The 22,969-nt window shown below is 68.3% G+C and carries 24 protein-coding genes; 7 read left to right on the forward strand and 17 right to left on the reverse strand.

Going from position 1 to position 22,969, the window contains the following annotated elements; genetic code table 11:
* The first annotated feature begins 98 nt into the window (after positions 1 to 98).
* Positions 99 to 710, forward strand: a complete 612-nt coding sequence (locus ACSLUQ_RS16520; RefSeq protein WP_461809147.1) for a GNAT family N-acetyltransferase — start codon at positions 99 to 101, stop codon at positions 708 to 710.
* Positions 707 to 1,987: an MFS transporter gene (locus ACSLUQ_RS16525; RefSeq protein WP_461809148.1), complete on the forward strand. Its 1,281-nt coding sequence runs from the start codon at positions 707 to 709 to the stop codon at positions 1,985 to 1,987. Before ACSLUQ_RS16520 ends, ACSLUQ_RS16525 begins: the two co-directional genes overlap by 4 nt.
* Here the strand turns inward: ACSLUQ_RS16525 and ggt are convergent.
* The 7 genes from ggt to ACSLUQ_RS16560 all read right to left on the reverse strand — a co-directional run bounded on the left by ggt (position 1,981) and on the right by ACSLUQ_RS16560 (position 10,316).
* A complete protein-coding gene (gene ggt / locus ACSLUQ_RS16530) occupies positions 1,981 to 3,792 on the reverse strand; it encodes a gamma-glutamyltransferase (RefSeq protein ID WP_461809149.1) in 1,812 nt (603 codons plus the stop codon). The genes ACSLUQ_RS16525 and ggt overlap by 7 nt on opposite strands.
* 197 nt (positions 3,793 to 3,989) lie before the next feature.
* Positions 3,990 to 5,024: an aspartate-semialdehyde dehydrogenase gene (locus ACSLUQ_RS16535; protein WP_417771412.1), complete on the reverse strand. Its 1,035-nt coding sequence runs from the start codon at positions 5,022 to 5,024 to the stop codon at positions 3,990 to 3,992.
* 108 nt (positions 5,025 to 5,132) lie between these two features.
* Positions 5,133 to 5,273 (reverse strand): hypothetical protein, encoded by a 141-nt coding sequence (locus tag ACSLUQ_RS16540; RefSeq protein WP_417771411.1) that lies wholly within the window; start codon positions 5,271 to 5,273, stop codon positions 5,133 to 5,135.
* Positions 5,274 to 5,432: 159 nt separating this feature from the next.
* Entirely contained in the window at positions 5,433 to 6,503 is a 1,071-nt protein-coding gene (locus ACSLUQ_RS16545; protein ID WP_461809150.1) for an esterase-like activity of phytase family protein, read from the reverse strand.
* Complete coding sequence (gene cobT, locus ACSLUQ_RS16550) at positions 6,490 to 8,376, reverse strand: cobaltochelatase subunit CobT (RefSeq protein WP_417771409.1); 1,887 nt, start codon at positions 8,374 to 8,376, stop codon at positions 6,490 to 6,492. The genes ACSLUQ_RS16545 and cobT overlap by 14 nt, the downstream gene beginning before the upstream one ends.
* A 9-nt stretch (positions 8,377 to 8,385) precedes the next feature.
* Positions 8,386 to 9,372, reverse strand: coding sequence for a cobaltochelatase subunit CobS (gene cobS / locus ACSLUQ_RS16555; RefSeq protein ID WP_417771408.1), 987 nt, complete (start codon positions 9,370 to 9,372; stop codon positions 8,386 to 8,388).
* A 323-nt stretch (positions 9,373 to 9,695) separates the two neighbouring features.
* Positions 9,696 to 10,316: a J domain-containing protein gene (locus ACSLUQ_RS16560; RefSeq protein WP_417771407.1), complete on the reverse strand. Its 621-nt coding sequence runs from the start codon at positions 10,314 to 10,316 to the stop codon at positions 9,696 to 9,698.
* A gap of 248 nt (positions 10,317 to 10,564) precedes the next feature.
* Between ACSLUQ_RS16560 and ACSLUQ_RS16565 the strand changes: the two genes are divergently transcribed.
* The gene (locus ACSLUQ_RS16565) at positions 10,565 to 10,870 is read left to right on the forward strand and encodes a BolA family protein (RefSeq protein ID WP_417771406.1); all 306 of its coding nucleotides are present in this window, start codon (positions 10,565 to 10,567) and stop codon (positions 10,868 to 10,870) included.
* Between the two features lie 79 nt (positions 10,871 to 10,949).
* Here ACSLUQ_RS16565 and ACSLUQ_RS16570 read toward each other — a convergent pair whose 3' ends face one another.
* Genes ACSLUQ_RS16570 through ACSLUQ_RS16580 form a run of 3 tightly spaced genes read right to left on the reverse strand, consistent with a single transcriptional unit; the run spans position 10,950 to position 14,121 of the window.
* A complete protein-coding gene (locus tag ACSLUQ_RS16570) occupies positions 10,950 to 12,299 on the reverse strand; it encodes an HlyC/CorC family transporter (RefSeq protein WP_417771405.1) in 1,350 nt (449 codons plus the stop codon).
* 47 nt (positions 12,300 to 12,346) lie between these two features.
* On the reverse strand, positions 12,347 to 13,498 hold the full coding sequence (gene aroB / locus ACSLUQ_RS16575) for a 3-dehydroquinate synthase (protein ID WP_417771404.1): 1,152 nt from the start codon (positions 13,496 to 13,498) through the stop codon (positions 12,347 to 12,349).
* A complete protein-coding gene (locus ACSLUQ_RS16580; RefSeq protein ID WP_461809151.1) occupies positions 13,495 to 14,121 on the reverse strand; it encodes a shikimate kinase in 627 nt (208 codons plus the stop codon). Before ACSLUQ_RS16580 ends, aroB begins: the two co-directional genes overlap by 4 nt.
* A gap of 149 nt (positions 14,122 to 14,270) precedes the next feature.
* On the opposite strand from ACSLUQ_RS16580, the gene ACSLUQ_RS16585 reads away from it, so the two are divergent.
* Together ACSLUQ_RS16585 and xerD are read left to right on the forward strand one after the other, a co-directional pair.
* The gene (locus tag ACSLUQ_RS16585) at positions 14,271 to 14,414 is read left to right on the forward strand and encodes a hypothetical protein (protein ID WP_417771402.1); all 144 of its coding nucleotides are present in this window, start codon (positions 14,271 to 14,273) and stop codon (positions 14,412 to 14,414) included.
* A gap of 51 nt (positions 14,415 to 14,465) precedes the next feature.
* Positions 14,466 to 15,401, forward strand: coding sequence for a site-specific tyrosine recombinase XerD (xerD, locus tag ACSLUQ_RS16590; protein WP_461809152.1), 936 nt, complete (start codon positions 14,466 to 14,468; stop codon positions 15,399 to 15,401).
* A 25-nt stretch (positions 15,402 to 15,426) separates the two neighbouring features.
* Here xerD and ACSLUQ_RS16595 read toward each other — a convergent pair whose 3' ends face one another.
* Positions 15,427 to 16,071: a DNA-3-methyladenine glycosylase family protein gene (locus ACSLUQ_RS16595; RefSeq protein WP_461809153.1), complete on the reverse strand. Its 645-nt coding sequence runs from the start codon at positions 16,069 to 16,071 to the stop codon at positions 15,427 to 15,429.
* 113 nt (positions 16,072 to 16,184) lie between these two features.
* On the opposite strand from ACSLUQ_RS16595, the gene gluQRS reads away from it, so the two are divergent.
* Positions 16,185 to 17,078, forward strand: coding sequence for a tRNA glutamyl-Q(34) synthetase GluQRS (gene gluQRS / locus ACSLUQ_RS16600; protein WP_461809154.1), 894 nt, complete (start codon positions 16,185 to 16,187; stop codon positions 17,076 to 17,078).
* 6 nt (positions 17,079 to 17,084) lie between these two features.
* On the opposite strand, the gene ACSLUQ_RS16605 is transcribed toward gluQRS, so the two are convergent.
* Positions 17,085 to 18,038 carry an AEC family transporter gene (locus ACSLUQ_RS16605; RefSeq protein WP_417771398.1) on the reverse strand — a complete coding sequence of 318 codons (954 nt, stop codon included), beginning with the start codon at positions 18,036 to 18,038 and terminating at the stop codon, positions 17,085 to 17,087.
* 183 nt (positions 18,039 to 18,221) lie between these two features.
* Between ACSLUQ_RS16605 and ACSLUQ_RS16610 the strand changes: the two genes are divergently transcribed.
* Positions 18,222 to 19,397, forward strand: a complete 1,176-nt coding sequence (locus ACSLUQ_RS16610; protein WP_461809155.1) for a response regulator — start codon at positions 18,222 to 18,224, stop codon at positions 19,395 to 19,397.
* Positions 19,398 to 19,421: 24 nt separating this feature from the next.
* On the opposite strand, the gene ACSLUQ_RS16615 is transcribed toward ACSLUQ_RS16610, so the two are convergent.
* From ACSLUQ_RS16615 to ACSLUQ_RS16635, 5 genes are all read right to left on the reverse strand, one after another.
* Positions 19,422 to 20,309, reverse strand: coding sequence for a cation diffusion facilitator family transporter (locus ACSLUQ_RS16615; protein WP_417771396.1), 888 nt, complete (start codon positions 20,307 to 20,309; stop codon positions 19,422 to 19,424).
* Positions 20,310 to 20,445: 136 nt separating this feature from the next.
* Positions 20,446 to 21,189, reverse strand: a complete 744-nt coding sequence (locus ACSLUQ_RS16620) for a DUF1223 domain-containing protein (RefSeq protein WP_461809156.1) — start codon at positions 21,187 to 21,189, stop codon at positions 20,446 to 20,448.
* Positions 21,190 to 21,315: 126 nt separating this feature from the next.
* The gene (locus tag ACSLUQ_RS16625; RefSeq protein WP_461809157.1) at positions 21,316 to 21,933 is read right to left on the reverse strand and encodes a DsbE family thiol:disulfide interchange protein; all 618 of its coding nucleotides are present in this window, start codon (positions 21,931 to 21,933) and stop codon (positions 21,316 to 21,318) included.
* A complete protein-coding gene (gene ccmD / locus ACSLUQ_RS16630; RefSeq protein ID WP_461809158.1) occupies positions 21,930 to 22,124 on the reverse strand; it encodes a heme exporter protein CcmD in 195 nt (64 codons plus the stop codon). Before ccmD ends, ACSLUQ_RS16625 begins: the two co-directional genes overlap by 4 nt.
* Positions 22,121 to 22,906, reverse strand: coding sequence for a heme ABC transporter permease (locus ACSLUQ_RS16635; protein WP_461809159.1), 786 nt, complete (start codon positions 22,904 to 22,906; stop codon positions 22,121 to 22,123). Before ACSLUQ_RS16635 ends, ccmD begins: the two co-directional genes overlap by 4 nt.
* Positions 22,907 to 22,969 lie beyond the last annotated feature (63 nt).

Below are 22,969 nucleotides of genomic sequence, written 5' to 3' on the forward strand. Positions count from 1 at the left end.
TCCGTGCGGGCCCGCGGAAGACGCCAACCGGATATCGTGCTCCGCCTGTCTCCGCAACGTCCGGCGGCATTCCGCCGCGAGAAAGAGATGCCTTGTCGATGACCACATCCGCCATCTCGATCCTTCCCCATGTCCGTCCCGGCGACGAGGCCGCCGCCACGCGGATCTATGTCGACGCGCTGATCCAGAAGCTCAGACCGTTCTTTGGCACGGCGGAGGCAGCAGCCGGTTTTCTCGGCCCCCATATGCGCCGCGACCGGGCGGTGACCGCCATTCGCAACGGGCGGATCGTCGGCATCGCCGGCTTCAACCTCGACGGAAAGGGCCTGTTCGAGCCGCGCTGGCGGGATTTCCGCTCGAAGTTCGGCGCCTTCGGCGCGGCGATCCGCGTTGCCGGCCTGTCGCTTCTGGAAAAGCAGGACGAGCCGGACTGCCTGGCGATGGACGGCATCGCCGTTGACGAGACCGCGCGCGGCGCAGGCATCGGCAGCGCCCTGCTGGAGGCGGTCGTCGCCATCGCCCGCCGCAAGGGCAGGAAGACCGTGCGGCTCGACGTGATCGACACCAACCCGCGCGCCCGTGCGCTCTATGAACGGCATGGGTTCGTCGCCGGCGCGCCTCGCGCGCTCGGCCTGTTCGAGCCGATCTTCGGTTTCACGAGCTCGACCCCGATGACCCGGCACGTGGCGGGGGGAACCGGAGACGCATGAGGCGAAACGAGGACGCGCTCGGCGAGGCCCCCGCCACCGCTCCGGCGAGCGCGTGGCACGCGACGCCGGATGATGTTGCCGGCGATGCGGCCGGCGCGCCGCGCACCCTCGATCGCGCCGCCATGGCGGTGGTGCTGCTGCTCGTCGCCGTCTTCGGCCTGGCGCAGGGGCTGAGCTACCCGCTGCTTTCCTTCATTCTCGAACGCCAGGGCGTGCCGGCCTGGCTGATCGGCACCAACGCGGCGATGATGGCCATCGGCCTTCTGGTCTCGGCGCCGCTGATCCCCGGACTTGCCCGACGCCATGGCGCGGCCCGCCTCGCCCTTGTCGCCGCCCTCGCGCTGGCCGCGCTCTTCGCCACAATCGGCCTGTTCCAGTCGTTGTGGGTGTGGTTTCCGGCCCGCTTCCTGATGGGGATTGCCGTCAACACGCTCTACATCGCCAGCGAGACCTGGGTGAACCAGCTTTCCCCCGACCGCATCCGCGGCCGCATGCTCGGCCTCTATGCCACCGCGCTCGCGGCCGGCTTCGCCGCCGGCCCGGCGACACTCTCGGTGACCGGCACCCTGTCACTCGCCCCCTTCGCCATGTGCACCGCGATCGCTCTCGCCTGCGCGCTGCTGATTGTCGCAGTCGACGCGCGCCTGCCGCGCTTCAGCGCCGGCGAGGTCGGCTCGATCCGCGCCATCGTGCCGAAGATCCTGTTCCTGCTGGCGGTGACGGCAACAGCCGCCGCCTTCGACCAGGCAATTCTGGCGATCCTGCCCGTCTACGGCCTCGCCAACGGGCTAGATACACGCGCCATCACCCTGGCGCTGGCGATCATGGTCGTCGGCAACATCCTCTTTCAGGTACCCATCGGCATCGCCGCCGACCGCTACGGCCCGCGCCGGGTGATGGCAACGCTCTGCGCGCTGGCCATTGCCGGCGCGGCGCTCCTGCCCCTGCTGATCGCCACCACCTGGACGCTCTGGGCAATGCTTTTCGTCTGGGGATCGGCCGCCTACGGCGTCTACACCATCGCGCTGATGGAACTCGGACGGCGCTATTGCGGCGCCATGCTGATCGCCGGCAACGCCGGCTTCGCGCTGATGTGGGGCGTCGGCGGCTTCGCCGGGCCGGCGCTTTCGGGGCTCGCCATCGACACCATCGGCAATCACGGCTTTCCGCTGCTGCTCGGCGCGGTCTATGTGGCGCTCTTCCTCGCAACGCTGATGCGCCCCGCCGGGCAAGACCGGGCGGAGCGCGAGTCGATGACGGCCCCGCCGGCTCAATAGCCGGCGGCAAGGGCTCCCTGGCGGCGCGGATCGGCAGCTCCCGCGAGACCACCTTCAAGCACCATAACCGACTGGGTCGAGCCCATGGTCGGCTTCTCCGCGATGGTGTGGCCCTTCTCCTTGAGGATCGCCAGCGTGTCGGGCGAGAAGCCCTCCTCGATGCGGATCTCGTCGGGCAGCCACTGATGGTGCATGCGCGGCGCCGCGCTCGCCTCGGCGATGTTCATGCCGTGATCGACCACATTGAGCACGATCTGTAGCACCGTGGTGATGATGCGGCTGCCGCCGGGCGACCCGGTCGCCAGCACCGGCTTGCCGTCGCGAAACACCAGCGTCGGGCTCATCGACGAGAGCGGCCGCTTGCGCGGCTCGACCGCATTGGCATCACCGCCGACCAGCCCATAGGCGTTCGGAACACCAGGCTTGGCCGAGAAATCGTCGAGCTCGTTGTTGAGAAGGATGCCCGTACCCGGCGCCACCATGCCGACACCGTAGGAGAAGTTCAGCGTGTAGGTATTGGACGCCGCATTGCCGTCCTTGTCGATGACGGAATAATGCGTCGTCTCGTTGCTCTCGTAAGGAGCAGGCCGACCCGGCGCGATCTTCTCCGCCGGCGCCGCCCGGGCGGGGTCGAAATCCGCCATCCGCTTTTTCGCATAGGCCTTGTCGGTGAGGCCCGCGACCGGCACATCGACGAAATCCGGGTCGCCGAGATACTCCGAGCGGTCCGCATAGGCCCGCTTCATCGCCTCGGCCATGACGTGCATCGTCGCCGCCGACCCGAAGCCGGAGGCCTTGAGATCGAAGGGCTCCAGCATGTTCAGAATCTCGACGATGTGCACCCCGCCGGAGGACGGTGGCGGCATCGAGGCGATCTCGTAGCCGCGGTAGGTGCCGGTGACGGGCGTGCGCCACTTGGCCTCATAGCCGGCCAGATCCTCCACCGACATCGACCCGCCCGCTCCGTTGACGCGCGCGGCGATCGCCTCGGCGATCGAACCACGATAGAAACCCGCCGGCCCTTCGCTGGCGATCCGCTTCAGCGAGGCGGCAAGCTGGGGCTGACGCAGGATTTCGCCCGGCCGATAGAAGCTGCCGTCGGCCTTGTAGAAGATCGCCGCCGCCTCGGCGTCCTTCGAGAGACGCGCGTGCACCTGCTCCAGCGAGCCGGCGAGATCGTCGGAAACGACGAAGCCCTCGCGCGCCAGCACGATGGCCGGCGCGATCAGCTCGGCGAAGGTGAACTTTCCACTGCCGAAACGCCCGTGCGCGGCATGCATCCCAGCGACAGTGCCCGGAACGCCGATGGCCAGACCGGTGTAGCGCGACTTGGTGCTGTCGGCATTGCCCTCGCCGTCGAGGAACATATCGCGCGTCGCCCCGGCCGGCGCCAGTTCGCGGTAGTCGAGCGCATGGGTCTCGCCCGTCTCCGCCATGTGGATCATCATGAAACCGCCACCGCCGAGATTACCGGCGCGCGGCAGGGTCACGGCAAGCGCAAAGCCCGTCGCCACGGCAGCGTCGACCGCATTGCCGCCCTTGGCAAGGATCTCGCGCCCGACCCGCGTCGCCAGCGCTTCCTGGCTGGAGACCATCCCGCTGCGGGCAAGAACCGGGTGGAACCGGTCGTCGCCCGACAGGATCGGCAGCGGCTCGGCCACCTGCGCCCCAGGTACCGCCTGTTCGGCACGCACGCCGCCGCCCGTGCCAAGAGCGATGGCCAATGCGACGCCGCCAAGGGCCAGCCCCCTCATCCAGTTCCCCAACACGCCGCCCGTCGCGACATGCCTCTCGTCTTGGCGCATTTCCGCCCTCCCCCTTGGGTTTCCCGCCGGCGCGCGTATCGAACCGGACCTTACTCCCCAGTCTGTCGGCAATCGGGTGCGGAAGGAAGTCTCTTCGCGTCCTGCGCGAAGACAACGAGAAAACGCGGCCGGATTTCTCCGGCCGCGTTTGCGAAATCATCGAAAAAGGTGGCCCCGGATCACGGCCGCCAGGCTGCTCAGGCAGCGGCCTTCTTCGGCTTGATCAGGCCGCGGTTGACCAGCACTTCGGCGATCTGCACCGTGTTGAGCGCGGCACCCTTGCGCAGATTGTCGGCGACAACCCACATGTTGAGGCCGTTCTCGACCGTGGCGTCCTCACGGATTCGGCTGACGTAGGTCGCATCCTCGCCGGCGGATTCATAAGGCGTCATGTAGCCACCGTCTTCATGCTTGTCGATGACGAGCACGCCCGGCGCCTCGCGCAAGATGTCGCGGGCCTCCTCGGCGGAGATCGGCTTCTCGAACTCCATGTTGACGGATTCCGCGTGGCCGATGAAGACCGGCACGCGCACGGCGGTGCAGGTGAGCTTGATCTTCGGATCGAGCATCTTCTTGGTCTCGGCCAGCACCTTCCACTCTTCCTTGGTGTAGCCGTCCTCCATGAAGACGTCGATGTGCGGAATGACGTTGAAGGCGATGCGCTTGGTGAACTTCTCCGGAGTGATCGGATCGTTCACGAAGACGGCGCGGGTCTGGTTGAACAGCTCGTCCATCGCGTCCTTGCCGCCGCCGGAGACGGACTGGTAGGTCGAGACGACGACACGCTTGATGGTGGCCGCGTCATGCAGCGGCTTCAGCGCCACGACGAGCTGCGCGGTCGAGCAGTTCGGGTTGGCGATGATGTTCTTCTTGGTGAACCCGACGATGGCGTCGGCGTTCACCTCCGGCACGATCAGCGGCACGTCGGCGTCGTAGCGCCAGGCGGAGGAATTGTCGATGACGACGCAGCCCTGAGCGGCGATCTTCGGCGCCCATTCCTTGGCGACGGTACCGCCGGCCGACATCAGGCAGATGTCGACGTCGGAAAAGTCGAAATGATCGATCGCCTGACAGGTCAGCGTCCTGTCGCCGAAGGAGACGTCCACGCCCTGCGAGCGGCGGGAGGCAACCGCCACCACTTCGCTTGCCGGAAAGCCGCGCTCATCCAGGATATCAAGCATTTCGCGGCCGACATTGCCGGTGGCGCCAACGATTGCAATCTTATAAGCCATTGATTTAGATCCCTTTCTGCCACTCCCCGCTTCCGGAGCCAAGGCGAGTGCCATGGCTTCGGGTCCTCCGGTCCCCCTGAACCGGGGGAGCACGGAACGGGAGGGCCTTCAGAACGTCGTTTTGCGGGTCGTCGTCGTCGTGAGGCCGGCAGCAGATGCCTGGCCCGCGCTGTCCAGCGCGCGCACGTTCGCTTTCGCGGCTTTCGTCGCGAAACGGAACGGGGCAGCAGGGGCGCGTCGATCGGTCATGTGATCCTGGCGGGTCGGACGAGTCCGCCGGGCGCGCATCGAAGGAAGCGCGCCTCGGGCTCGGATGGCGTTTAAATGCCGTCAGCGGGGGAAATTGTCAACCGCCGCCCGGGCACGCGCCACGCGTCCGCACATCCCGAATCCGCGACAAACGGCGGATTACGCAGGGTCGAGACGAAAGCGCAGAAGCAGCGTACGCTGCAGGATCGAACGGTTGTCATCGGAAATGATCGTCAGGATCGTCTCGCCGGCGGCGTTGCGATGGACAGCCAGACCTTCCATGTTGTCGATCTGGTCGGTGTAGCCGGCCTCCAGCAGCACGCTGCCCCGGACGTGGCCGCCGGGGACCAGTTCGGCTGCCGGCAACAGGCGGATACGCATGCCGATGCCGTGGCGCAGCGTGAAGCGCCGCTCGAGCAGCAGCAGATCGCCATCGGCCAGGAAGGCGGCATCCGTTGCATCATAGGCGTTCTGGCGCTCGACGGTGAAGGTGCCCGGCCGCGGCCCGCCGATCAGGAAGCCCGGCAGGTCGGCCTCATTGTCCGGCCCGCGCTCGGCGATAACCACCAGCGCGCCTTCCAGCGGACCGCTGTTGGCGGCCGCCATCGCCTCCATGCCCTTGTTGTGGCGCAGGTGCTTGATGCCCTCGGGCGTCGCGATCTCGCGGCCCGGCGCTGCCGGATCCAGCGGCCACGGAAAGGCGTAGATCCGGGGATCGCGCTCGGTGGAGACGAAAAGCTCGTCGCCCTCGGGCGCGCGCCGGAGCGTCACCGCCTCGCTGTCGTTGCGCCCCACGTCGGCAAGCGACCGGCCTCCGGGGCCGATGATCGGCGCGATGCGCGCGTCACGCACATCCGTCGGACGCCCCGAGGCATCGGCGACGATCTCGGCCTCGAACCAGAGCCCGTTGTCGGCGATGGCGATCATGCGGCCGCCATCGGGTGTCACCACAAGACCGGACAGGCCGCCCATGTTGCGGTTGCCCGACTGGAGCTCGAGGCCACCGAGAAAGGTCAACCGCCCGAAACGGCCGTCGTCGCGTCCAATGGCAAAGGACGGGATCGGTGTCACCCGCAGCGACACCGCCTGCGGCTCGATCCGCGCGGCGCGCGCCTCGGGCGCAAGAAAGCCGAGCCCTGTCGCCACCGCCAGAGAAGCGACAACAAGGCCTGTGGCGAGCCGCCGGACCGCGTTTCGCGCCCGGCCGCCCCTCGCCTCAGCGCATCGCACGGCGGCGCGTCCGGCCCGTCGGGCGCGTGGTCTGCTCGTCGAAGAGATCGGCGAGCTGGTCGGTCATCGCCCCGGCGAGTTCCTCTGCGTCGACGATGGTCACCGCACGGCTGTAGTAGCGGGTCACGTCATGGCCGATGCCGATGGCGATCAGCTCCACCGGCGAGCGCGTCTCGATCTCGTCGATCACATAGCGCAGGTGCTTTTCCAGATAGTTGCCCGGATTGACCGACAGCGTGCAGTCGTCCACCGGCGCGCCGTCCGAGATCATCATCAGGATCTTGCGCTGCTCGGGCCGGCCAAGCAGGCGCTTGTGCGCCCAGTCGAGCGCCTCTCCGTCGATGTTTTCCTTCAGCAGCCCCTCGCGCATCATCAGGCCGAGGTTGCGCCGGGCCCGCCGCCAGGGCGCATCGGCAGACTTGTAGACGATGTGGCGAAGGTCGTTGAGCCGGCCGGGCTGCGCCGGCTTGCCGGCGGCGAGCCACGCCTCGCGCGACTGTCCGCCCTTCCACGCCCGCGTGGTGAAGCCGAGGATCTCGACCTTGACGCCGCAGCGCTCCAGCGTACGCGCCAGAATGTCGGCGCAGGTGGCCGCGACCGTGATCGGTCGGCCGCGCATGGAGCCGGAATTGTCCAGCAGCAGCGTCACCACCGTGTCGCGGAAGTTGATGTCGCTTTCCTGCTTGAAGGCCAGCGGCTGGTGCGGGTCGATGACGACGCGCATGAGCCGCGCCGTGTCGAGCAGACCTTCCTCGAGATCGAACATCCACGAGCGGTTCTGCTGCGCCAGCAGCTTGCGCTGCAGCCGGTTGGCAAGTCGCGCGACCGCGCCCTGGAGATTGGTGAGCTGCTTGTCGAGATGACCGCGCAACCGGTCGAGCTCGGCCGTATCGCACAGCTCTTCCGCCGTCACCATCTCGTCGAAACGGGTGGTGAAGACCTTGTAGTCCGGTCCCGCCGGCTGATTGGAGAAGGGCATCTCCCGGCGCGGGCTGTCGCCTGGCTCCTCGGCCTGGTCGGCGCTCTGGTCGTCGGCGAGTTCGTCGAGATCGCCGTCGAGGCCCTCGGTCTCGCCGGCTTCCATCTCGTCCCCAGAGACTTCCATCTCCTGCGGGGCGCCCTCGTCCTCGCCGCTGTTTTCCTCACCCTCGGCCGAGGTCTCGCCGCGGTCGTTGCCGCCCTCGGACTCCTCGCCCTCGTTTTCCTCGTCCTCGCCCGGCTCGCCGAAGTCATCGTCCATGTCGAGGGAGGAAAGCACGGAGCGCAAGCGCTTGCCGAAGTCCTGCTGGTCTTCCATGCGCTCGGCCAGACGGTCGAGCGCGTCGCCCGCCTTTTCCTCGATCCAGGCGCGCCACTGCTCGATCATCGGCTGGGCGCTGCGAGGCGCCGGCCGGCCCGTCAGGCGCTCGCGCACCATGTAGGCGACCGCCTCCTCGAGCGGGGCGTCCTCGCGGCTCGCCACATCCGAATAGGCCGCCTTTCGGCAGCGGTCCTCGAGCATCGCCGAGAGATTGTCGGCGACGCCAGGCATGCGGGTCGCGCCCACGGCCTCGCAACGCGCCTGCTCGACCGCGTCGAAGATCGCACGGCTGGTGTCGCCCTGCGGCACCATGCGCCGGTGCAGCGCCGGATCGTGGCAGGCAATCTTCAGCGCCATGGAATCGGCCAGGCCCCGGGTGATCGCGATCTCCGCCTCCGTCGGACGCCGCGAGGGGTCCGGCAGGCGCGCCGTGTGGCCGGCAAGCGACGGCCGGTCCGAGGTGTAGAGCACCTCGAGTTCCGGATCGCCGGCAATTGCGCGCATGGTCTCGCCGATCGCCCGCTTCAGCGGCTCGGTGGTCGGCTTCGACTTGTCGGATGGCGGATTTCGCATATCGGCGGCTTAGCTCATCACCACGTTGGCGGCGGATTCCGGCAATTCCTCGCCGAAGCAGCGCTGATAGAACTCGGCCACCAGCGTGCGCTCCATCTCGTCGCACTTGTTGAGGAAGGTGACGCGGAAGGCGAAACCGATGTCTCCGAAGATCTCGGCGTTTTCCGACCAGGTGATGACCGTGCGCGGGCTCATCACCGTCGACAGGTCGCCGTTGATGAAGGCATTGCGCGTCATGTCGGCAAGGCGGACCATGCGCGACACGACCTTCCGGCCTTCCTCGTTCTGGTAGTGCTTGGCCTTGGCCAGCACGATCTCGACTTCGTTGTCATGCGGCAGGTAGTTCAGCGTCGTGACGATCGACCAGCGGTCCATCTGCCCCTGGTTGATCTGCTGCGTGCCGTGATAGAGGCCCGAGGTGTCGCCGAGGCCGACCGTGTTGGTCGTGGCGAACAGGCGGAAGGCGGGATGCGGGCGGATGACGCGGTTCTGGTCGAGCAGCGTCAGGCGGCCGGAAACCTCGAGCACGCGCTGGATCACGAACATCACGTCCGGGCGGCCGGCGTCGTATTCGTCAAACACCAGCGCGATGTTGTTCTGCAGCGCCCAGGGCAGGATGCCATCGCGGAATTCCGTGACCTGCAGGCCGTCGCGCAGCACGATCGCGTCCTTGCCGACGAGATCGATACGGCTGATGTGGCTGTCCAGGTTGACGCGCACGCAGGGCCAGTTGAGGCGGGCGGCGACCTGCTCGATGTGGGTCGACTTGCCGGTGCCGTGATAGCCGGTCACCATCACGCGGCGGTTGCGCGCGAAGCCTGCCAGGATCGCCAGCGTCGTTTCCCGGTCGAAGAGGTAATCCTCGTCGCGGTCCGGAACATGCTCGCTCGGCGTGGAATAGGCGGGAACCGTCAGGTCGGTATCGATGCCGAACACCTTACGCACCGAAACGGTGGTATCGGGAAGATTGTCGGCGGCAAGGGTCGTGTCAGTCATGAATCCTCCGCTGGCCCGTGGGAGAACGGGTCCGGGACAGGTGCAACACATCCGCTGGCGCGGACGAAGTTCGGCAGGCTTGCCAGTGCGCCGGGCTTCCGGTTCGCCACACGGCCATTGCCGCGCGCGAAAGCGAACCTTCGATCCGAAATCGCACTAGACCCAAGTATTTGCAGGCGTCCTTATCGAGACCGAAGTTCGTGCGGGGAATGCCGCAGGGTCTGACGAACTCCGGCATCGGGACACTAGCCCTAGAGATCGGCCCGGCCAAGTGAAAATGGTTGAGCCGCGACAGCAGCCACGCGCCGCGCGGCCCGTCGGGCTCAGCACAAACCGGCCTTCTTCAGCAGCGCATAGGCCTGGATGATCTCGCGAAGCCGGTCCTCCAGCGACCGGTCGCCGCCGTTGGCGTCCGGATGCAACCGCTTCACCAGCTCCTTGTAGCGCGCCTTGATTTCCGCATCCCGCGCCGTCTGGGTAAGTCCCAGCGTATCGAGGGCGCGCGCCTCCAGCGGCTTGAGCTTCGGCCGCCGTGCCCCCGAAGTCCCGTCGCGTCCGCCAGACGTGCGCGAGCGCGAGCGGGCCTCCGCCCGGGCCTTGGCCGCCGCGCGCGGATCGATGTCCGACCACGCCGCCGCATTGGCGGCCTTGGCGTTGACGCCCAGCTTCCAGGTCGGGCGGTGACCGGTCAGCGCGTCGCGCTGGTAGGCGCGCGTCTCGTCGTCGTCCATGCCGGAAAAGTAGTTGTAGGACTTGTTGTAGAGACGGACGTGGTCGAGGCAGAAATGATAATACTGACCGTCCGCGCTGCGCCCCTTCGGCGCACGGTGCGTTCCCGCCGCGTCGCAGCCCTCCCACTCGCATGTCCGCCCGACCGTCTCGGCCCGTGCGCCGGGCGAGGTCTTGGGTTTGATGCGTATCCGGTCGAAAATGTCGGAAGTCACCGCTTCGTGTCCATCATCCGTTTCAGGTTCCCATTCCCGATCCCGTCGCGCCCCGTTCGAGGCTCTCGGCAAAGCGGCCGAACAGGATATCCGCGCAAGCCGCGCGGCGCAAAGTGGAGGAACGCCCATGAAGCGCGGCGGCGCTACGCGAGCACGGGCCGGCCGAAAGGCGAAGCGCATAGATAGGCCCGCCGCACCCGGTTCGGCAAGATCTTGACGCCGGCGAATTCTCGGCCAAATGAATAGGCATGAGCATTCGAGACGAAATCCAGAAAAGCCTCTCCGACGCCTTCGAGCCGGAACTCCTCGAAGTGGTTGACGAGTCGGAGAAACATCGCGGTCACGCAGGCTGGCGCGAGGGTGGGGAAACCCACTTCCGCGTTCGCATCGTCGCGCCGAGCTTCGCCGGCATGACCCGCATCGCCCGCCACCGCGCGGTCAACGATTGCCTGGTCCCGGCCTTCGACAAGGGCATGCACGCGCTGGCCGTCGAGGCGCGCGCGCCCGGCGAGCCGGACCCACGCGGCGGCGGACGCGCCAACTCCCCGGAGTAGGCGCGCAAGGCACAAGCGCGGTTTTTCGAAGGATTACCCCGGCCGGAAACGGCCGGGGCGCTTGCGCTGACTGATGCGCTCAGGCTACCGGAGCCGACGGCGCGACGGGCGGGGCAACGGGCACCGCCGCGCTGATCTGGCGCACGGTGCCGGCCACGCTCTTCGACAGCGGCAGGATGCGCAGCCGCGTGATCCGGTTCTTTTCCCGCTTCAGCACCGTGAACCGATAGCCGTGAAAGGTGAAGGCCTGCCGCTCGTCGGGGATCATCCGCGCCTCGTGAATGACGAGACCGGCGATGGTCGTGGCCTCGTCGTCGGGAAGGCGCCAGTCGACGGCGCGGTTGAGATCGCGGATCGGCACGGATCCCTCGACGATGATCGAGCCGTCGGGCTGCGGACGGACGCCGGCAAGCTCCACGTCGTGTTCGTCGGAGATCTCGCCGACAATCTCTTCCAGGATGTCCTCCAGCGTCACCAGCCCCATCACCTCGCCATACTCGTCGACGACAAGGGCGAAATGCGCCTTTCGCTTCAGGAAGGCGTTGAGCTGATCCTGCAGGCTGGTGGTTTCCGGCACGAACCACGGCGGCGATGAAAGCTGCTCGATGTCGATCATCGCCGGGTCGCTGCCCGCCTTGGCGAGCGCGCGCAACAGGTCCTTGGCGTGCAGCACGCCGATGTAGTTGTCGGTCTGCCCGCGCCACAGCGGCAGGCGGGTGTGCGGGCTCTCCAGAGCATCACCGATCAACTTGGCCGGATCATCGTCGGCGTTGAGGGCGATCATCTTGGTGCGGTGAACCATCACATCGGACACCTCGAGCTCGGCCAGGTCGAGCAGGCCGCCGATGCGGTCACGCTCCGCCTTGACCAGGCCGCCCTCGAGATGCTGGAGATCGACGGTGCCGCGCAGCTCGTCATGCGCGGAAATGAAGTTGCCGTTGGTCGAGACGTCGACGCCGAAGAGACGCAGGATGGCGCGCACAATGACCTCGACGCCCATGACGACCGGCGCGAAAAGCGTCACCACGGGGCGCACCACCGGAGAGACGGCAAGCGCGAAACGATCCGGATTGGAGATCGCCCAGGTCTTGGGCAGCACCTCGGAGAAGATCAGCACCAGCGCGGTCATGACCAGCGTCGCATAGACCACGCCCGCATCGCCGAAAATGTTCAGCAGCACGTTGGTGGCAAGCGCCGAGGCCAGGATGTTGACCAGGTTGTTGCCGAGAAGCAGCGCGCCGATCAGCCGTTCGCGGGCAAGGATCAGCCTCGAGACGACGCTCGCCCGCTTGTCGCCGCTCTTCTCGTATTGCAGCATCCGGGCGCGCGAGGCTGCCGTCAGGGCCGTCTCCGAACCGGAGAAGAAGCCAGACAGCGCCAGCAGGACGAGGATGGCGAAAACCGACAACCACAGGCTTGCGTCACTCATGTCTCAGCTCCATTCGCAAGGACGACGGGCCCGCGGCGGTTCCGCGCTCAGGCGTCGGCCAGTTCGTCCCGCAGGAAGTCGCGCAGCAGGTCCGGATCGACCCCACGCTCGACGAAGGCCTCGCCAATCCCCCTGACGAGGATCAGCGTCAGCGCGCCGCGGCTCACCTTCTTGTCCTGCGCCATGATGTCGAGGAAGGTTTCGGCCGGCGGCATCTGTCCGGGCACATCCGCGATATGGGTCGGAAGGCCGACGGCCGCAAGATGGGCGCTCACCCGTTCCGCCGCTGCCGCCGGGCAGAGCCCCATGCGCACCGACAAGGAGAAGGCGAGCCGCATGCCGATCGCCACGCCCTCTCCGTGCACGAGGCGCGCGCCATCATAGGCGACAATCGCCTCCAGCGCATGGCCGAAGGTGTGGCCGAGATTGAGCAACGCACGGGCGCCCGCCTCGAACTCGTCGCCGGCGACAACCCGGGCCTTGGCCTCGCAGGAACGCGCGATCGCCTCTTCGCGCTCGCCCGAGCCTGAGAAGACCGCGCCGTGGTTTTCCTCCAGCCAGGCGAAGAAGTCGGCGTCCCCCAGAAGCCCGTATTTCGCCACCTCGGCATAGCCGGCACGAAACTCGCGCGCGCTCAGCGTGTCGAGCAGCGCCGTGTCGGCGATGACCAGCGCCGGCTGATGGAATGCGCCGATCAGGTTCTTGCCATGCCGGGTATTGATGCCGGTCTTGCCGCCGACGGAGGAATCCACCTGGGCAAGCAGGCTCGTCGGCATCTGCACGAAGGGCATGCCGCGGCGCACGCTCGCCGCGACGAAGCCGGCGAGATCGCCGACGACACCGCCGCCCAGCGCGACAATTGCGTCTCCGCGCTCGAGGCGGGCCTCGAGCACCCGGTCGCAGACGGTCTCATAGACATCGAACCGCTTGCTCGCCTCGCCGGGCGGCAGCAGGATCGCCGAGTGGCGAACGCCGGCGTCGTCGAGCGCCGCCTGCAGCCGCTCCAGGTGAAGCGCGGCGACCGTCTCGTCGCTGACGATGGCGACCCTCGCACCGGGCAACGCCGAAGCGACATGTCGGCCCGCCGAGGCGAGCAGCCCCCGGCCGATCAGGATGTCGTAGCCGCGCGCCCCGAGTTCGACGGCGACCCGCCGCACGGGCGCATCACCGCAGGAAGCTTCATCATGGGCAGGGGTCATCGGGATCTCGCGAGTTCGGAATCGGAATCGGCATCCGCGTCCGGGACGATGCCGAGATGGGCTTCGAGCGCCTCGACAATGTCGAGGACGACCTGTTCATGCGGCACGTCCCGCGACAGCACCATCAGGTCCGCCTCGGCATAGACCGGCTCGCGCTCGGCCAGCAACGCGGCGAGCGCGCCCTTGGGGTCCGGGTTTTCGAGCAGGGGCCGCGTCGGCTTGCGGCGCACCCGGTCGAAGACGATGTCGAGTTCGGCCTTGAGCCAGATCGACAGCGCCGCCTCGCCAACGGCCGCGCGCGTCTCCGCGTTCATGTAGGCACCACCGCCGGTCGCCAGGATCTGAGCGCCGTTCTTCAGCAGCCGGGCGATCACACGCTGCTCGCCGGCGCGGAAATAGGGCTCGCCGTGCTGGGCGAAGATCTCCTTGATCGTCAGGTTCGCGGCGATCTCGATCTCGGTGTCCGCGTCGACGAAGGGCAATTCCAGCGCCTGCGCCAGCCGTCGGCCGACGCTCGACTTGCCGCACCCCATGATGCCCACCAGCACAAGCGGCCGGTCGCCGAGCGCATCGACGATGCGGCGCGCCCGCGCCGGAGCGACAGTTCTCGTCATTGCGCACATGAACCTGGCAACCTCCCCGTATTCCTCCAAGGCTTTGCCCTTGTCGCGCCCGCCTCGTCAAGCCCGCCGACCGGTCGCCCTTGCATTGAGGGCGCGGATTGTTCAAAAAATCGGACGAAGCTTTCGCCCTCGAGAAGACCGAAGCCGCCATGCCAACCCTGTCGCGCCTGATCATTGCCCTTGTCGTGCTGTCGGGTCTGGCGGTCGCCGGCGTCTATGCCCTGGGCACGTTCGTCACTCCCGAGCCGCATGAGATCACCGTCCGCCTCAAGATGGACGGCTTCGGCCGCTAGGTCTCCCGAGCGCGGCAAGCGCGGTGCAACGATGATGTGCGAAAGAAGCGCATGGCGAATGACGGATACCTGATCGAGAGCTTTCTGGAGATGCTGTCGGCCGAACGCGGCGCGGCGGCGAACACGCTGGAGAGCTACCGGCGCGATCTCGAGGGCTTTCACGAGTTTCTCGGCTGCACCGGCCGGACCGCCGTCGAGGCGACCAAGGACGACGTCACCGGCTACCTGTCCGACCTCGCCGCGCGCGGCTTCGCGGCCACCACGCAGGCGCGTCATCTCTCCGCGTTGCGCCAGTTCTTCCGCCACCTCTATTCCGACGGCCTGCGCACCGACGACCCGACCCGCACCGTCGCCAGTCCCAAGACCCGCGCGCCCCTGCCCAAGGTGCTCACGGTCGGCCAGGTCGATGCGCTGCTGGACGCCGCGCGCGCCGCCGCCGAGGCCGAGCACGACACGCCAGCGAAGGCGATCCGCGCTCTGCGCATGCACGCGCTGCTGGAGGTGATCTACGCGACGGGCCTGCGTGTCTCGGAGCTGGTGGCGCTTCCCGCTTCCGCCGCCAGGCGCGAGGAACGCCTGATCGCAGTCACCGGCAAGGGCAACAAGGAGCGCCTGGTGCCCCTGAGCCAGGCCGCGCGCGCCGCCATGCGCGCCTATGTCGCCCGGCGAAAGACCCAGGGCGCGCGGACCGAAAGCCGCTGGCTGTTTCCCTCCCATGGCGACAGCGGCCACCTGACTCGGCAGGCCTTCGCCCGCGATCTCAAGGCGCTTGGCGTCGCCGTCGGCATCGACCCTGGAGCGTTGTCGCCGCATGTCATGCGCCACGCCTTCGCCTCGCACCTGCTCCAGAACGGCGCGGATCTGCGCGTCGTCCAGCAGCTTCTCGGCCATGCCGACATCTCGACGACGCAGATCTACACCCATGTGCTCGACGAGCGGCTTCGCGCTCTGGTCGAGGACCACCATCCGCTGTCTCGCGGAAGCTGACCGCAACAGCCGGCCCCTGGCGTCTCTAGACCGCGATCCCCGCTCCCCGTCCGCAGGCCGCGCGGTAATAGGCCCAGAAGAGCCGCGCCGCGGTGCCCCGCTCCGGCGCCCAGCGCGCGGCGATGCGGGCAAGCTCGGCCGGTTTCGGCCGCGCCTCGAGCCCCAGCGCGCGGCGCACCGCCTCCTGGAGCGCCAGGTCGCCAGCGGGAAAGACATCCGGGTGCCCGGCGCAGAACAGCAGGAAGATGTCTGCGGTCCACGGACCGATGCCCCGGATGGCGACGAGCCTGCGATGGGCCTCCTCCCCCGGCATCATGGCGAGGCCGGCGAGATCGAGCCCTGCGCCGATGGCGTTGGCAATCGCCCGCAAGGTGGCGATCTTCGGCCGCGACAATCCGGCGCCGGCCAGATCCGCGTCGGCAAGACCGTCGAGAGTGTCCGCCGTGAAGGGCGCGACCAGCGCCTCGAGCCGGGCAAAGATCGCCGCGGCGCTCGCCACCGACACCTGCTGCGCGGTGACGATGCGGGCGAGCCCGGCGAGATCCGCCTGCTGCCGGCGCAGCGGCAGCGGCCCTGCGACATCGGCGATGGCCGCGAGATCGGGGTGGGCGGCGACGAGGCGCGCCAGCCCGGCGGCGAGATCCGCCTCCTCATGAATTCCCGAAAGCATGACGCACCCCGCCCTTGTTCGCATGCCTGCCTGCCCGAGCCGGTGACGGCGGTCAAGCCGCCAGCGCGAAAGCGGTCATTGACCACGCCCGGCTTTTCCCCGATTGAGGCAGGATGACGCGCCCTCCCGTCTTCCGCTTCGCCCCCTCGCCGAACGGCCGGCTCCACCTCGGCCACGCGCTCTCCGCGCTGCTCAACCACGATCTGGCGCGGGAGCGCGGCGGACAGTTCCTGCTGCGCATCGAGGACATCGACACAACCCGCTGCACGCCGGAGCTGGAGGCAGGCGTGCTCGAGGATCTCCGCTGGCTCGGCGTCGACTGGGACGCGCCGCCGCGACGGCAGTCGGAGCATTTCGACGACTACGCCGCCGCACTGTCACGGCTTGAGAGCGAGGGGCTGGTCTATCGCGCCTTTCTGACCCGTGCCGAGGTCCGCGCCGCCGTCGCCGCGCGCGAGGCGGAAACCGGCGCGCCCTTTCCCCGCGATCCCGACGGCGCGCCGCTCTACCCGGGCGACCGGGCGCTGCTGCAGCCAGAGGAAATCGCCGCGCGCGACGGCTCCGGCGCCCCCTTCGCCCTGCGCCTACGCATGGAGCTGGCGCTCGAGCGCCTTGCCCACCCGCTTGTCTGGCGCGAGGAAGACGACGACGGCGCGACGCGTGAAATCGTCGCCGATCCGTCGGGCTGGGGCGACGTGGTGCTGGCACGAAAGGACACGCCGACGAGCTATCACCTGTCGGTGACGCTGGACGACGCGCTGCAGGGGATCACCCACGTCGTACGCGGCGCGGATCTCTTCGAGGCGACCTCGGTCCACCGGCTCTTGCAGGAACTGCTGGGCCTGCCCGCGCCGGTCTACCGCCATCATCGGCTGATCACCGGACCGGACGGGCGCAAGCTCTCCAAATCGCACGGAGCCACAGCACTTGCCGCCCTGCGCGCGCAAGGCGCGACGCCCGAGGGGATCCGCGCGATGGTCGGCATGACCGCAGAGCGCCTGGCGTAAGCCGCTTCAGCTGCCGAGGAAGACCAGCCACAGACCGGTCGTCACCACCGCAAGCGCCGTCGTCAGCGTGATCGAGTTCGCCGACATGGCGTGGCCGGTGCCGAAGCGGTTGGCGAAAAGGAAGGCATTGATGCCGGTCGGACAGGCCGCCGTGAGCGTCGCCACCGAGATCCACAACGGCGGCAGGTGCACCACATAGGTCGCCATTGCCCAGACGATCGCAGGCATCGCGCCGATCTTGAGGACGGACAGCACCAGTCCGGGCGCGAGATTGCCGCGGATGCCGTAGGCAACCATGCTCATGCCCAGCGAAAACAGCGCCACCGGGATCGTCGCGCTGGCGATACGGCCGAGCACATCGGCGAAGATGCCGGTGACGGGCCAGCCCGTAAGCCGCCAGAGGCCGCCGCAGACGATGCCGATGATGATCGGGCTGGTGGCGAGGTTCATCGCAACGCCCGCCATCAGCTGCGGCAGCGGCTTGGGCTGCTGCGTGCCGTCGAGGACGGCGGCGCGCTCCATCAGCAGAGCGCAGACGACCGTCAGCACCGGCAGATGGATCGAGATCAGCACGAAGAGCGGCACCAGGCCGGCCTCACCGTGGACGGCGGTGATCAGCGGCACGCCGACGAGCACGGTATTGGCGAAGCCGGCGTTGATGCCGGCGATGACGCCGGCGCGCGCGTCGCGCCTGAACACCTTGCGCACCACCAGCGTTCCCAGCGTCCACACGACGGCGACGCCGGTGAAATAGGCGAACCAGAACCCCCACGGCGAAACCCCGTCGAGCGAGCTCGTCGCCAGCGTGCGGAAGATCAGCACCGGGATGGCGATGACATAGACGAAGCGCCCGAGCGCGTCGCCGATGCCCGCGTCGAGCACACCGGTACGCGCCGCCGCATAGCCAAGGCCGATCAACACGAAAAGCGGCAGGACAATGGTGAGGATCTGATCGATCATGCCGCTGTTTCGCATGCCCCGCGCACGCCGACAAGCACGCAGGCTCCGGGCTCAGGCGGCGATCTCTCCCAAGGCGGTCGCAAGGCTTGATTTGGCCGGCGGCCTCGGCAAAGTGAGCAAGGGTCGAATCCCGTGCGGCGGCCATGTCGCGACGGGCTACCGGCCGGAGCGGAAAGGCCGAGGATGACTGACGGACCGGATGACGGCGCAACGCCTCGCGAAGCGGCGCCGGACGAGCTTGCCGTTCTGCTGCACGACCTGCGCACACCGCTTTCGGCGATGCGCACGGCGGTGGAGATCGTTTGCACCGACCCCACGACACCGCGCCAGGCCGACGCCTTGAAGACGCTGGAAATGGCGATCGATTCGCTGCTGGCGATCACCCGCGCCGCCCTGCCCGGCGACGACCTGCCGGCCCGCGCGGAAACCCGCGACACCGCCCGAGACACCATCGAGGCGGTCGCCGACCTGTTTGAGCCGCATGCCCGCTCCCGCGGCCTGTCGCTGTCGCGCGACATCTCCGACGAACTCGCGAGCTACGGGCTCACCGACCCGCTCGGCCTCAGGCGGGTGCTCTCCGTGCTGTTCGACAACGCGCTGAAATACACCGGCGAGGGCGGCCTGCGGCTGACGGCCAGCGTGCGTCGCGGAGGCCCCCACCCCGAGCTCTCGCTGACGCTTGCCGACACCGGGATCGGCATCGAGACGGACGAGCGCCAGCGCCTGTTCCGCCCCGGCGGTCGCGGCCGCCGCGCGGAAGGCCGCGCGGGTGGATCGGGCCTTGGCCTGTGGAGCGCCGCCCGGCTCGCCGCCGCCGAAGGCGGCCGGCTGGAGCTTGTCGCGACCTCGCCGATGGGCAGCACCTTCGGTCTTCGCCTGCCACTGCTCGCGCCGGCTCCCGCACCAGGATCCGCCGCCGCGACCTCAGAGCAGGCAGCGCGCGCCGTCGCCGCGGACGAGGCGGCGGCCGACAGCCGGCGAAGGCGGCTTCTCGTCGTCGACGACAATGCCGCGAACCGCCGGATGATGCGGGCGATGCTCGAAGCGGTCGGCTTCGACGTGACACTTGCCGAAAGCGGCGAGGAAGCACTGGAACGGCTCGCCGACGCCGTGCCCGACGGAATGCTGCTCGATCTCACAATGCCGGGCATGGACGGCGTCGAGACGCTGGCCCGCATCCGCGCGCAAGCCGAGACGCGAACGCTCCCCGTCGTCGGCATCACCGCCGCGATGGCCCCGAACCGGGCCGACCTGGCCCGCGCCGGTTTCTCGAGCGTGCTGACCCGGCCCGTGCCGCCGGCGCATCTGTTGAACGCGATCGACCGGGCGTTGACCGGCCCCCGCGACCGGCAGGACTGAGCCGCCGCGCCGCGCAGGCGCGGTTCAGATGACGACGATGCCGGTGTGCTTGGCTTTCTGCTCGGGCTCCACATGGATCGTGGTGCGCGCGCCCGGCACGTCCCGGGAGATTGCATCCTCGATCCGGTCGCAGATCTCGTGGGCCTGTTCGACCGTCATTCCCGCCGGCACCACCAGATGGAAATCGACGAAGATGACATGCCCGGCCGAGCGCGTGCGCAGGTCGTGGGCCTCCAGGGCGCCTGCCCCGGAGTTCGAGATGACCTCGCGGATCCGGTCCTGCAGCGAGGGGGCGACCGCCTCGTCCATCAGCCCGCCGACGGACTCCTTCATCAAGCCCCAGCCCGACCACAGGATGTTGAGCGCCACAAGGCCCGCAAGCAGGGAGTCGAGCGAGCGGATGCCGGTGAGATAGACCAGCCCGACGCCGACAAGAACGCCGACGGAGGAAACCACGTCGGTCACCAGATGCTTGCCATCGGCGGCAAGCGCCATCGAGCGATGGCTGCGTCCGACGCGGATCAACACCCACGCCCAGGCGCCGTTGAGCACGCTGGCGAGCGCATTGACGCCAAGCCCCTCGACCGTGAAGGCGATCTCGCGCGGATTGTTGAACGCGATCCAGGCCTCGCGGGCGATCGACAGGGCGGCAAGCACGATCATCACGCCGACGATGACGGCCGCAAGGTATTCCGCCTTGTGGTGACCGTAGGGATGATTGGTGTCGGGCGGCTTGGAGGCGAACCACACCGCGACGAAGGCGGCCGCCGCCGAGGCGACGTTGACAACCGATTCAAGCGCATCCGAATAGAGCGCGACGGAGCCGGTCCACCAGTAGGCCAGCGTCTTGAGGGCGAGCACGACGACCCCGACGACGATGCTTGCAAGCGCGATGCGCAGGCGAAGGCTCATGAACGGCGACCTTTGCGACGTGTCTCGCGCCGCAGCGGCCGGGTGCCGGGGGGCGCGGCAAAGGCCTAGCCGGTTTTACCGTCCGTGACAAACCGCCGTGCCCGCTTCTCACAGGGTACGACGCAAGGCTTTCGCCTCAGAGCGTTCCCGCCCCCAGGATGCGGCCCGGCCGGCCGGCTTTCTCGATCTGGACGAGAGCGGCGCAGCCGCCGGCATTGAGCTTGCGGATCTCGCTGGCCGGAATCTGGAACACGGCCTTGCCGCCTTCCCAAACGCCCACCGCCCGCATCGCCTTGACCACATGGTGATAGGTAATGTTGCGCCCGCGGTTTTCCCCGCGCGGGATCGCCACATCCACCGGAGGCGCGACGAAGGCGACCATGACCGTCGCCATGCCCGTGCCCGCCGGCAGCCGCCCCTCGACGCTGATCTCGATGCGCTCGTCGATCCGGCGCAGCGACACCGTAACGGGAAGAGCCGGGCTTGTCTCGAGCGCCTGGCCCAGCGCCTTCCTGTCGCTGCCGACGACATGGGTTGCGCCGTTGACGACGACCTGCGGCGTGTAGACCGCGCGGTCGCCGCGCGCCTCGGCATAGTCGCGCTGGCGGCGGCTGTTTTCCGGCGAGGCGAGCGTGTCGTGCCAGCCGAGATAGTCCCAGTAGTCGACGGGATAGGTCAGCGTCACCAGATCGCCGCGCCGCACCAGTTCTCCCATCAGCCTGTCCGCCGGCGGGCAGGAGGAGCAGCCCTGGCTCGTGAAGAGTTCGACAACCGCGCGCGGCGGCTCGGCGCGCGCCGGAGCGGCGGCGAACGACAACGCGATCAGCGTCGTCAGAAGCGCGGCAAGGGCCGCGCGCGAAAACTGCGCAGGTGCAGGCATCTGGAAACCGCGGCGTCGGATGTGGCGGCGGGAACCGGGCGGCTCCCCCCTCTTGTCGAAAGCAAGATAGGCCGCGTCGGGATCAAAGGCCATTCACGAGGACTTGAGACCTCCGGCCACCGGCCGTCAACCGCGCGGGTCGGCCAGGACCTTTTCGAGCTCGGGCAGGAACACCTGCCGGTAACTCGCCTCGGAGAGCGGGCCGATGAACTTGTAGCGGATCATCCCGGCCGCATCGACGATGAAGGTCTCCGGCACGCCGTAAACGCCCCAGTCGATCGCCGCCCGGCCCTTGTCGTCGGCTCCGACCCTGTCGTAGGGGTTGCCGAGCGCTCCGAGGAAACGGCGGGCATTCTCCGGCTTGTCCTTGTAGTTGACGCCGAGAAGCTGGGCCTTTCCCGTCGCCGCCAGTTCCTCCAGCAGCGGATGTTCCTGCCGGCAGGGTGCGCACCACGAGGCGAAGATGTTGACGACGCTGACCTTGCCAAGCAGGTCGGCCCGGGCAAAGCCCGGCACCGGGTCCCCCTTGGCAACGAGACCCGGGACGGCGGGCAGTGTGAACTCGGGCGCCGGCTTGCCGATCAGCGCCGAGGGCACCTCGGACGCATCCTTGCCGCTCAGCAACTGGGCCAGGAACAGGGCGGCGAGCAGCCCGAAGACGACGAGCGGCAGCAGCGCCATCAACGGCAGGCGGCGTCGCTCGCGCGTCGGGGTCTCCGGGTTTGCCGGCTCGTTGCTGCTCATGATCCGGTCTCCGCGGAGGCGGGCCTGGACCGACGGTTCACGCCCTCGGCCTCCAGCGCCGCGATCTCGCGCGTGATCCGCGCCCGCGCGGCAAAGAGCCAGACGAAAAGCGCGGCGACGACGCCGGCGGTGATCCCGTAGCAGGCGAGGATGAAGCCCGCGTGCGGACCGAGCAGCTCGACAAGCATCATTTCGCGGCTCCCATGCCGGGCTGGGCCCTGGTCGTCGCCGGACGGGCAGTCGCCGTATGCCGGCTTGCCGCCTGCAGGCGCATGGTCCGCAACCGGCGCGCCAGGATGCCGTTGCGGATCGCCATCAGGTGCATGATCAGAAAAAGCAGGGTGAAGGCCACGGCCATGACGATGAGCGGCCATAAAATCGTCGGGTGGATCGCCGGCCCGCCGACGCGCAACACGCTCGCCGGCTGGTGCAGCGTATTCCACCAGTCGACCGAGAACTTGATGATCGGCAGGTTGATCGCACCCACGAGCGTCAGCACCGCCACCGCCTTGCCGGCGCGGATCGGGTCCTCGACCGTGCGCCACAGCGCGATGAGCCCGAGATACATGATGAAGAGCACCAGAAACGAGGTCAGGCGCGCGTCCCAGACCCAGTAGGTGCCCCACATGGGCTTGCCCCACAAGGCTCCGGTGACCAGCGCCACGAAGGTGAAGGCCGCCCCGATCGGCGCCGCCGCGCGCGCCGACACGTCGGCGAGCGGGTGCTTCCAGACAAGCGTTCCGAGCGAGGCCATCGCCATGACGGCATAGCACATCATCGCCAGCCAGGCCGCGGGCACGTGCAGGAACATGATCTTGACCGTCGCGCCCTGCTGGTAGTCGTCCGGGGCAACGGCGAAGGTCAGGTAGAGGCCGACCGCGAAGGCAATCGCGCAGAACGCGGAAAGCCACGGCAGGACCCGCCCCGAAAGGGTCAGGAAGCGGGTCGGATTGGCAAGGTCGAGAAGGGCCATGGAACGTTTCTAGTGTGGGTTGGTCCGGCTTTCAATGGAGGCGTGCGCGACATGCCGTCCGAC

It is taken from the genome of Stappia sp. ICDLI1TA098, assembly GCF_054880955.1.

What these genes read in the sequence shown, in the direction of transcription:
- ACSLUQ_RS16620 (WP_461809156.1), bottom strand. Translation starts at nt 21,189, where the DNA reads ATGCCTGCACCTGCGCAGTTTTCGCGCGCGGCCCTTGCCGCGCTTCTG.
- ACSLUQ_RS16565 (WP_417771406.1), top strand. Translation starts at nt 10,565, where the DNA reads ATGAGCATTCGAGACGAAATCCAGAAAAGCCTCTCCGACGCCTTCGAG.
- ACSLUQ_RS16580 (WP_461809151.1), bottom strand. Translation starts at nt 14,121, where the DNA reads ATGTGCGCAATGACGAGAACTGTCGCTCCGGCGCGGGCGCGCCGCATC.
- ACSLUQ_RS16610 (WP_461809155.1), top strand. Translation starts at nt 18,222, where the DNA reads ATGACTGACGGACCGGATGACGGCGCAACGCCTCGCGAAGCGGCGCCG.
- ACSLUQ_RS16615 (WP_417771396.1), bottom strand. Translation starts at nt 20,309, where the DNA reads ATGAGCCTTCGCCTGCGCATCGCGCTTGCAAGCATCGTCGTCGGGGTC.
- aroB (WP_417771404.1), bottom strand. Translation starts at nt 13,498, where the DNA reads ATGACCCCTGCCCATGATGAAGCTTCCTGCGGTGATGCGCCCGTGCGG.
- ACSLUQ_RS16585 (WP_417771402.1), top strand. Translation starts at nt 14,271, where the DNA reads ATGCCAACCCTGTCGCGCCTGATCATTGCCCTTGTCGTGCTGTCGGGT.
- ACSLUQ_RS16595 (WP_461809153.1), bottom strand. Translation starts at nt 16,071, where the DNA reads ATGCTTTCGGGAATTCATGAGGAGGCGGATCTCGCCGCCGGGCTGGCG.
- ACSLUQ_RS16635 (WP_461809159.1), bottom strand. Translation starts at nt 22,906, where the DNA reads ATGGCCCTTCTCGACCTTGCCAATCCGACCCGCTTCCTGACCCTTTCG.
- ACSLUQ_RS16605 (WP_417771398.1), bottom strand. Translation starts at nt 18,038, where the DNA reads ATGATCGATCAGATCCTCACCATTGTCCTGCCGCTTTTCGTGTTGATC.
- ccmD (WP_461809158.1), bottom strand. Translation starts at nt 22,124, where the DNA reads ATGATGCTTGTCGAGCTGCTCGGTCCGCACGCGGGCTTCATCCTCGCC.
- ACSLUQ_RS16625 (WP_461809157.1), bottom strand. Translation starts at nt 21,933, where the DNA reads ATGAGCAGCAACGAGCCGGCAAACCCGGAGACCCCGACGCGCGAGCGA.
- ACSLUQ_RS16520 (WP_461809147.1), top strand. Translation starts at nt 99, where the DNA reads ATGACCACATCCGCCATCTCGATCCTTCCCCATGTCCGTCCCGGCGAC.
- ACSLUQ_RS16525 (WP_461809148.1), top strand. Translation starts at nt 707, where the DNA reads ATGAGGCGAAACGAGGACGCGCTCGGCGAGGCCCCCGCCACCGCTCCG.
- ACSLUQ_RS16540 (WP_417771411.1), bottom strand. Translation starts at nt 5,273, where the DNA reads ATGACCGATCGACGCGCCCCTGCTGCCCCGTTCCGTTTCGCGACGAAA.
- xerD (WP_461809152.1), top strand. Translation starts at nt 14,466, where the DNA reads ATGGCGAATGACGGATACCTGATCGAGAGCTTTCTGGAGATGCTGTCG.
- gluQRS (WP_461809154.1), top strand. Translation starts at nt 16,185, where the DNA reads ATGACGCGCCCTCCCGTCTTCCGCTTCGCCCCCTCGCCGAACGGCCGG.
- cobT (WP_417771409.1), bottom strand. Translation starts at nt 8,376, where the DNA reads ATGCGAAATCCGCCATCCGACAAGTCGAAGCCGACCACCGAGCCGCTG.
- ACSLUQ_RS16570 (WP_417771405.1), bottom strand. Translation starts at nt 12,299, where the DNA reads ATGAGTGACGCAAGCCTGTGGTTGTCGGTTTTCGCCATCCTCGTCCTG.
- cobS (WP_417771408.1), bottom strand. Translation starts at nt 9,372, where the DNA reads ATGACTGACACGACCCTTGCCGCCGACAATCTTCCCGATACCACCGTT.
- ACSLUQ_RS16535 (WP_417771412.1), bottom strand. Translation starts at nt 5,024, where the DNA reads ATGGCTTATAAGATTGCAATCGTTGGCGCCACCGGCAATGTCGGCCGC.
- ggt (WP_461809149.1), bottom strand. Translation starts at nt 3,792, where the DNA reads ATGCGCCAAGACGAGAGGCATGTCGCGACGGGCGGCGTGTTGGGGAAC.